The sequence below is a fragment of the uncultured Nitratireductor sp. genome (assembly GCF_913053745.1).
GTDB lineage: Bacteria > Pseudomonadota > Alphaproteobacteria > Rhizobiales > Rhizobiaceae > Nitratireductor.
In genome coordinates, this window is record NZ_CAJXGF010000189.1 from 1 (window position 1) to 7,462 (window position 7,462).

Annotated in this window: 7 protein-coding genes and 1 pseudogene; 5 read left to right on the plus strand and 3 right to left on the minus strand. The window is 62.4% G+C overall.

The features are described from left to right. From QZ638_RS21155 to QZ638_RS21175, 5 genes and pseudogenes are all read left to right on the plus strand, one after another. Nucleotides 1-700, plus strand: a pseudogene (locus QZ638_RS21155) (F0F1 ATP synthase subunit alpha); the annotation flags it as partial. A gap of 12 nt (nt 701-712) precedes the next feature. Then, nucleotides 713-1,588 carry a F0F1 ATP synthase subunit gamma gene (locus QZ638_RS21160; protein ID WP_295814152.1) on the plus strand — a complete coding sequence of 292 codons (876 nt, stop codon included), beginning with the start codon at nt 713-715 and terminating at the stop codon, nt 1,586-1,588. 23 nt (nt 1,589-1,611) lie between these two features. Next, nucleotides 1,612-3,165, plus strand: coding sequence for a F0F1 ATP synthase subunit beta (gene atpD, locus QZ638_RS21165; protein ID WP_295814154.1), 1,554 nt, complete (start codon nt 1,612-1,614; stop codon nt 3,163-3,165). Nucleotides 3,166-3,228: 63 nt separating this feature from the next. Beyond that, nucleotides 3,229-3,633 (plus strand): F0F1 ATP synthase subunit epsilon, encoded by a 405-nt coding sequence (locus QZ638_RS21170; RefSeq protein ID WP_295814157.1) that lies wholly within the window; start codon nt 3,229-3,231, stop codon nt 3,631-3,633. 90 nt (nt 3,634-3,723) lie between these two features. Continuing rightward, a complete protein-coding gene (locus tag QZ638_RS21175; RefSeq protein WP_295814159.1) occupies nt 3,724-4,728 on the plus strand; it encodes a M23 family metallopeptidase in 1,005 nt (334 codons plus the stop codon). Nucleotides 4,729-4,760: 32 nt separating this feature from the next. Here QZ638_RS21175 and QZ638_RS21180 read toward each other — a convergent pair whose 3' ends face one another. The 3 genes from QZ638_RS21180 to QZ638_RS21190 all read right to left on the minus strand — a co-directional run. Beyond that, a complete protein-coding gene (locus QZ638_RS21180; protein ID WP_295814161.1) occupies nt 4,761-5,279 on the minus strand; it encodes an RNA pyrophosphohydrolase in 519 nt (172 codons plus the stop codon). 17 nt (nt 5,280-5,296) lie between these two features. Then, nucleotides 5,297-6,472 (minus strand): divergent polysaccharide deacetylase family protein, encoded by a 1,176-nt coding sequence (locus QZ638_RS21185; RefSeq protein ID WP_295814163.1) that lies wholly within the window; start codon nt 6,470-6,472, stop codon nt 5,297-5,299. A gap of 200 nt (nt 6,473-6,672) precedes the next feature. Beyond that, nucleotides 6,673-7,462 (minus strand): S41 family peptidase (locus QZ638_RS21190; RefSeq protein WP_295814165.1); only part of this gene is annotated, 790 nt, incomplete at its 5' end.

The window sequence follows — 7,462 nt, forward strand, 5'->3', positions numbered from 1 at the left end:
TTACCGCCAGATGTCGCTCCTGCTGCGCCGCCCGCCAGGCCGCGAAGCTTACCCGGGCGACGTGTTCTACCTGCATTCCCGCTTGCTCGAGCGCGCGGCGAAGATGAACGACGAACAGGGCGCCGGTTCGCTCACCGCTCTTCCGGTTATCGAAACGCAGGCGAACGACGTCTCGGCCTACATTCCGACCAATGTGATCTCGATCACCGACGGTCAGATCTTCCTGGAGACCAACCTGTTCTTCCAGGGCATCCGCCCGGCCGTGAACGTCGGCCTGTCGGTGTCGCGTGTTGGTTCGTCGGCCCAGATCAAGGCCATGAAACAGGTTGCGGGCTCCATTAAGGGCGAGCTTGCCCAGTATCGTGAAATGGCGGCGTTCGCGCAGTTCGGTTCCGACCTCGACGCCTCGACCCAGCGCCTTCTCAACCGCGGCGCACGCCTGACCGAGCTTCTGAAGCAGCCGCAGTTCTCGCCGCTGAAGACGGAAGAGCAGGTTGCCGTGATCTTCGCCGGTGTGAATGGCTATCTCGACAAGCTGCCGCTTGCCGATGTCACCCGTTTCGAGCAGGGCCTGCTGTCGCACATGCGTGCGGACGGCAAGGACGTGCTGGAAGCGATCCGCAAGGAAAAGGCGCTTTCCGACGATCTGCGCGAGAAGCTCAAGGCCCAGATCGACGCATTCGCCAAGAACTTCACCTGAGGCTGAGCGAGCATGGCTTCCCTCAAGGAACTTCGCAACCGGATCGCCTCGGTCAAGGCGACGCAGAAAATCACCAAGGCGATGCAGATGGTCGCCGCGGCGAAACTGAAGCGCGCCCAGGAGGCGGCAGAGGCCGCGCGGCCCTATGCCGAACGCATGGGCGCCGTGCTCGCCAATATCGCCGACGCCGTGTCGGGCAACGACGCGCCGCCGCTTATGGCCGGAACGGGCAAGGACGATACGCATCTCCTCGTCGTTTGCACCGCCGAGCGCGGCCTTTGCGGCGGCTTCAACAGCCAGATCGTCAAGAAGGCGCGCGAGCACATTCGCACGCTCCAGCGCGACGGCAAGACGGTGAAGGTGCTCTGTGTCGGCAAAAAGGGTTTCGATGCCCTGCGGCGCGACTATAGCGACCTGATTGTCGACCGCGTCGATCTGCGTGAAGTGAAGAAGATCGGCTTCGACAACGCGCATGGCATCGCCCGTCAGGTGATCGGCATGTTCGAGAAGGGCGAGTTCGATATCTGCACCCTGTTCTATTCCGAGTTCCATTCGGTAATGTCGCAGGTGCCGACCGCGCAGCAGATCATCCCCGCTGCGGTTCCTTCCGAGGAAGCCGGCGAGGGATCGGAGGCGGTTTACGAATACGAGCCGGATGCGGCGTCGATCCTTGCAGATCTCATCCCGCGCAATATCGCGGTGCAGATCTTCCGCGCGCTTCTGGAGAATGCCGCGGGTGAGATGGGCGCCAAGATGACCGCCATGGACAGCGCGACGCGCAACGCAGGCGAGATGATCGACAAGCTGTCGATCACATATAATCGTCAGCGCCAGGCGCAGATCACCAAGGAACTGATCGAAATCATTTCGGGCGCGGAAGCGCTCTAACGGACCGAAGAGGTTAAACGAACATGGCCAAAGCAGCGACCCCGAAGACGGCGTCCGCGACCACCGCCAAGAAGAAGGCGGCTCCGGCGCGCAAGGCGGCTTCCACCCGCGCGGCATCGACCCGCAGCACCGCAAAGAAGGCATCCGGCGCAACCGGCACGATCCGCCAGGTTATCGGCGCCGTTGTCGACGTGCAGTTTGAGGATCACTTGCCGGCTATCCTCAACGCGCTGGAGACGGAAAACCAGGGCAACCGCCTCGTGCTGGAGGTGGCGCAGCATCTGGGCGAGAACACTGTCCGCTGCATCGCCATGGACTCCACCGAGGGCCTGGTTCGCGGCATGGAAGTGCGTGATGCCGGCAGCCCGATCGCGGTGCCGGTCGGTGACGCAACGCTCGGGCGCATCATGAACGTGGTCGGCGAGGCGATCGACGAGGCCGGTCCGGTCAAGGGTGAGGAAACGCGTGCCATCCACCAGCCCGCTCCCGATTATGTGGACCAGTCCACGGAAGCCGAAATCCTGGTGACGGGCATCAAGGTGGTTGACCTTCTCGCGCCTTACGCCAAGGGCGGCAAGATCGGTCTGTTCGGCGGCGCCGGCGTCGGCAAGACGGTTCTCATTCAGGAGCTGATCAACAACGTCGCAAAGGCGCATGGCGGTTACTCCGTGTTCGCAGGCGTCGGTGAGCGTACCCGCGAGGGCAACGACCTCTACCACGAGATGATCGAATCCGGTGTGAACAAGGATCCGGCAAAGAACGACGGCTCCACCGAAGGCTCCAAATGCGCCCTCGTGTTCGGCCAGATGAACGAGCCGCCCGGCGCCCGCGCCCGTGTCGCTCTGACCGGTCTGACGGTCGCCGAGCACTTCCGCGATCAGGGCCAGGACGTTCTGTTCTTCGTCGACAACATCTTCCGCTTCACGCAGGCGGGTTCCGAGGTATCGGCGCTTCTCGGCCGCATTCCTTCGGCCGTGGGTTACCAGCCGACGCTGGCGACGGACATGGGCGACTTGCAGGAACGCATCACAACAACGACCAAGGGGTCGATCACCTCGGTGCAGGCCATTTACGTGCCGGCCGACGATCTGACCGATCCGGCGCCGGCGACCTCGTTCGCCCACCTCGATGCGACGACGACGCTCAACCGCGCCATCTCCGAGAAGGGCATCTACCCGGCCGTCGACCCGCTGGATTCCACATCGCGCATGCTCGATCCGATGATCGTCGGCGAGGAGCACTACAACGTGGCGCGCCAGGTGCAGGAGATTCTCCAGCGCTATAAGTCGCTCCAGGATATCATCGCCATTCTCGGCATGGATGAGCTTTCCGAAGAGGACAAGCTGACTGTGGCACGCGCCCGCAAGATCGAGCGCTTCCTGTCGCAGCCGTTCCACGTCGCCGAGGTCTTCACCAACACGCCCGGCCTCTTCGTCGAGCTGGAAGACACAATCCGTTCGTTCAAGGGACTGTGCGACGGCGAATACGATCATCTGCCGGAGGCCGCCTTTTATATGGTCGGCACCATCGAGCAGGCGGTCGAGAAGGCACAGAAGCTGGCTGCCGAAGCGGCCTGATCCAGGCAATGATCGGGAGGTCCGCCTGGACCTCCTGCCTTCATGCCAAACCGGTAGGACACGATGGCTCAAACCTTCAAATTCGATCTGGTCTCGCCCGAGCGGCTCCTGGTTTCCCAGGATGTCGAATCGGTTGTCATTCCCGGCACGGAGGGCGAACTGACTGTCATGGCGACCCACGCGCCGACCATGACCAGTATCAAGCCGGGCGTGGTGGCCGTCACCGCCGATGGCAAGACCGAACGCTATGTGGTGTTTGGCGGCTTTGCCGATATTCTGCCCGAAGGCTGCACCGTACTGGCCGAGTCGGCCGTGCACGTGAACGATATCAATCGCGAGGAACTGCAGCGTCGCATTCAGGATGCCCGTGAAGACGTCGAGGATGCAAAGGATCATGAGACGCGGTTGCGCGCCGAGGAGTTCCTGCATCAGCTCACGACATTGGAAGGCGCGATCTTGCCTGCCTGACGGACAAAGTAATCACGATGTGAAAAAAAAGCCGGGCTTACGCTCGGCTTTTTGTTAGCGTCCCGAAAACTGAATGTCGGAGCGGACGACATGATTCCAAGCAAGATAAGCCGGCTGATTGTATGCTTGACGGCGATTGTAATCGGGGCAGCGACCCATGCACGGGCGACTGACGCCGATACGCTGAAGCTTGGTCGGCACTTCACCGAGGTTTTCCAGCAGGGCGGTGCGGAGGAAATCTGGCAGCGCATGTCGAAGAAGATGCAGGAAGCGCTCGGCGACATTGATTATCTCAAGGGATTCCAGGCCTCAATCAGTGCGGCTCACGGTCCTCAGACCGAGATCGTTGAGGAAGAAACGGAGCGCGGCGATTCGTTGAGAACCTATCGTCGGCGCTCGGCGCACGAGAATGGCGCGGATCTCATCTGGAGATGGAGTTTCGGCCCCGACGACCGCATAGAAGGCTTTTATGTGCGACGCGTGCCGGAGGCGTCGTCGTCGGCACATCTCGATTACCAGACGCGTGCCTCGTTGGAATTGCCGTTCACGGGGGACTGGTATGTCTTCTGGGGCGGGCGCACGCTCGAGCAAAATTATCATGCCGAGAACCAGGCTCAGCGCTTCGCTTACGACTTTATTGTTCGTGAGGACGGTTCATCGCATGTCGGCGATGGGGCGGCGCTCGAAGACTATTATTGTTGGGACCGCCCGATCCTGGCGCCGGCCGACGGCACCGTTGTCGCTCAAGTGGACGGTTTGCCGGACCAGGCGATCGGCGAGACCGATGCGGAACGCCCGGCCGGCAATCACGTGGTGTTGGACCTGGGTGCCGGTGAGTTTGTCTTTCTCGCGCATTTGCGCCGTGGCTCCGTGAAGGTCGAGATTGGCGATGGAGTGCGCGGCGGGGATGAAATCGGACGCTGCGGCAACAGTGGAAACACGTCCGAACCGCACCTCCACATGCACATGCAGACGACGCCGGACCTCAAATCGGGCGAGGGCCTGCCGGCGCAGTTTCAAAACTACCGGGCTGATGGCGTTCTCCAGGAGCGCGGTGAACCGGTGCGTGGACAGACTGTGTCCGCGGCGGACTGACGTTCCAGCCCGCGCCCAACTTCTGGCGTCCTTCAGGGCGCCAGATGGCGGAAAGCGCCGATTACGTTGTCATAGACCTTGCGCTTGAAGGGCACGATCAGATCCGGCAGGTCCGTCATGGGTTTCCATTCCCACATGTCGAACTCGGCTTCGTGGCCGCCGGGCGGCGGGTTGATTGCGATCTCCGAATCCGGTCCCTCGAAGCGAAAGGCGAACCATTTCTGCTTCTGACCGCGATATTTGCCCTTGAGCGCCACGCCAAGCAGATGATCGGGCAGGTCGTAGGTAATCCATTCGGGTGTCTCGGCCAGCAAAGAAACGGATTTGATGCCGGTTTCCTCGTAGAGTTCGCGATACGCCGCGTCGCGTGGATCTTCGCCTTCGTCGATGCCGCCCTGGGGCATTTGCCAAAGCTGTGTCGCGCCGGACAACTCGTCGGTGCCGGGCTGCACGATGCGCCGGCCGGCCCAGGCCAGCCCCTTGTGATTCAGCACCATGATGCCGACGCAGGCGCGATAGGGGAGTTCGGTATTCTTGTTGTTCTTGGCCATTGCCGGGCTTTTCCTTGCTATCGGGGCTGGGGATCGGCGGCAACCGCCGAGATTGGAACGAGTTCTATCCCGCGTGCCGTCCCCTCGCCGGCCCATTCGGAAACCGCTTCTATGGTCTCGTCGAAGGCCGAGCCGGTTCCTATGGCGAACCCCCTGGCGCGTGCGATACGCTCCAGTTCGTCGAGTTTCTTCCGGATCTCATGGTGTTCGGGACGGCGATTGTTCCCGGTCGGGTCGAGCAATGCGTCGGAAGCGGCGAAAGGCACCCCTTCCTGCAGCGCCAGATCCTGCGCGACGCTGCGTGCGGAAGTGCCGTCGTCGATATACATCAAGCCGCGCTGGCCGAGTTCGGCCATGATCTCGCTCATGGGCTCGGGTTCGGCGGTGAAGCGTCCGCCCATATAGTTCATCACACCGGTGTAATTGGTGATGCGGGAAAGCGCCCAGCGCAGGCGGGAGAGGTTCTGCGCCGTGGAGGCGTCGACCGTCAGCGTGTTACGGCCCGGGTTTTGCGAAGGGTAGCCGAACGGCTCCATGGGCACTTGGAGGATCACTTCATGTCCGGCCTTGCGCGCGGTTTGCATCCAGCGTCCGAGGCTGTTTCCGGCGGGCGCGAACGCGAGTGTGATCTCCGGGCGCAGGGTTTCGATGGCTTCCTTTGTCGTCGTTTGCGAAAGGCCCAGACCGCCGATGATAACGGCGATGCGGGCGCCGCGCGTGCCGGACCAGGAGCGGGCATAGACATCGAACGGGCGGCGCCCGCCGGCATCACGCACGGGCAGGGGGCCGGATTCCGATTCTTCGATCAGTGCCCGGTCGGGGAGATGGGCAAGTCTGGGGTGCTGTCCCATCGCCGAAGGATCGCGAATGACGATGACGCTATCATTTGCGGGTTCTTCCGGGCGAAGACGTGTGATCGAGGCGTTGGGTGCACCTTGTTCGTTGCTTTCAGGCGCCGGGTCTGATGGCTCCGCTTCGGCGATGGTGCGCTCCACCGGTTCGGTGACTGCGACCGGAGCGGGATCGCGGAACGGGCGGTCGCGCAACGCCACGCCTGTCGATATGCCGAGAACGGCGATGGCGGCAAGGGTTACAACAATTCGCTCGGTGGTAAAGATGCCCCGGCGCTTCGGCTTTCGGGGCCGGTTGTCGCGGCCGAGCGGCCGGTCGATGTCTCTGTTCCCCGAAATCATACCCACCCGTCACGATGGCCGAGGCCAAATGCGAGACCGAAAGCCGCGTTGAAGAAACGCGGCGCGGCTCCAGTATCCTGTCTTTCCAAACTTCAGGCCGCCCAGAGGACATCCTGCATGAAATCCGGTGTATCGGCGTGCTGTGTCGCCAGGATGTCACCGCCGACTTGCGAAGAAACCGGCGGTGACAGGGAGCATTCTTAGCGATTCATGACCGCCTTGTCAGGATTTGGCGGGAAGGCGGGATCATTTTTTTCGCCGCGCAGCAGTTCGAGCGCTGCATTGAGCTGCATATCGTCCTTGGCTTCCGGCGGTACGTAAGCGATGGAGCCGGAGCCTTCGTCGTTCTCTTCCTCACCCTTGATGTGACCGCGCAGATCCGATTCGCCACGGCGCAGGTCCCGGCCCTGTAATTCCTCGGGCAAAGGCTGGTCGACCTTGATGTCGGGTGTGATGCCCTTGCCCTGGATCGATTCGCCCGAAGGTGTGTAGTAGAGGGCTGTCGTGAGACGCAGCGCACCGTTCTCGCCGAGCGGAATGATCGTCTGGACCGAGCCCTTGCCGAAGGACTGGGTGCCGAGCACGGTCGCGCGGCGGTGGTCCTGCAGCGCGCCGGCCACGATCTCCGAGGCGCTGGCCGAACCGCCATTGATCAGAACGATGACCGGCTTGCCGTTGAGCACGTCGCCGGGGCGCGAATCGAAGCGGGCGATATCGTTGGCATCGCGGCCGCGGGTCGAGACGATCTCGCCGCGGTCCAGGAACGAGTCGGAAACCGCGATCGCCTGATCGAGGAGGCCACCGGGATTGTTGCGCAGGTCGATCACAAAGCCCTTGAGCTCTTCGGCCGGGATATCGTCCTCGAGATCCTCGATCGCCGTCTTCAGGTTTTCGAACGTCTGCTCGTTGAACTGGGTAATCCGGATATAGCCGACATCGTCCTCGGCGTTCGACCGCACGGCGCGGATCTGGATGATGTCGCGAACGACC

What these genes read in the sequence shown, in the direction of transcription:
- QZ638_RS21180 (WP_295814161.1), bottom strand. Translation starts at nt 5,279, where the DNA reads ATGGCCAAGAACAACAAGAATACCGAACTCCCCTATCGCGCCTGCGTC.
- QZ638_RS21170 (WP_295814157.1), top strand. Translation starts at nt 3,229, where the DNA reads ATGGCTCAAACCTTCAAATTCGATCTGGTCTCGCCCGAGCGGCTCCTG.
- QZ638_RS21185 (WP_295814163.1), bottom strand. Translation starts at nt 6,472, where the DNA reads ATGATTTCGGGGAACAGAGACATCGACCGGCCGCTCGGCCGCGACAAC.
- atpD (WP_295814154.1), top strand. Translation starts at nt 1,612, where the DNA reads ATGGCCAAAGCAGCGACCCCGAAGACGGCGTCCGCGACCACCGCCAAG.
- QZ638_RS21160 (WP_295814152.1), top strand. Translation starts at nt 713, where the DNA reads ATGGCTTCCCTCAAGGAACTTCGCAACCGGATCGCCTCGGTCAAGGCG.
- QZ638_RS21175 (WP_295814159.1), top strand. Translation starts at nt 3,724, where the DNA reads ATGATTCCAAGCAAGATAAGCCGGCTGATTGTATGCTTGACGGCGATT.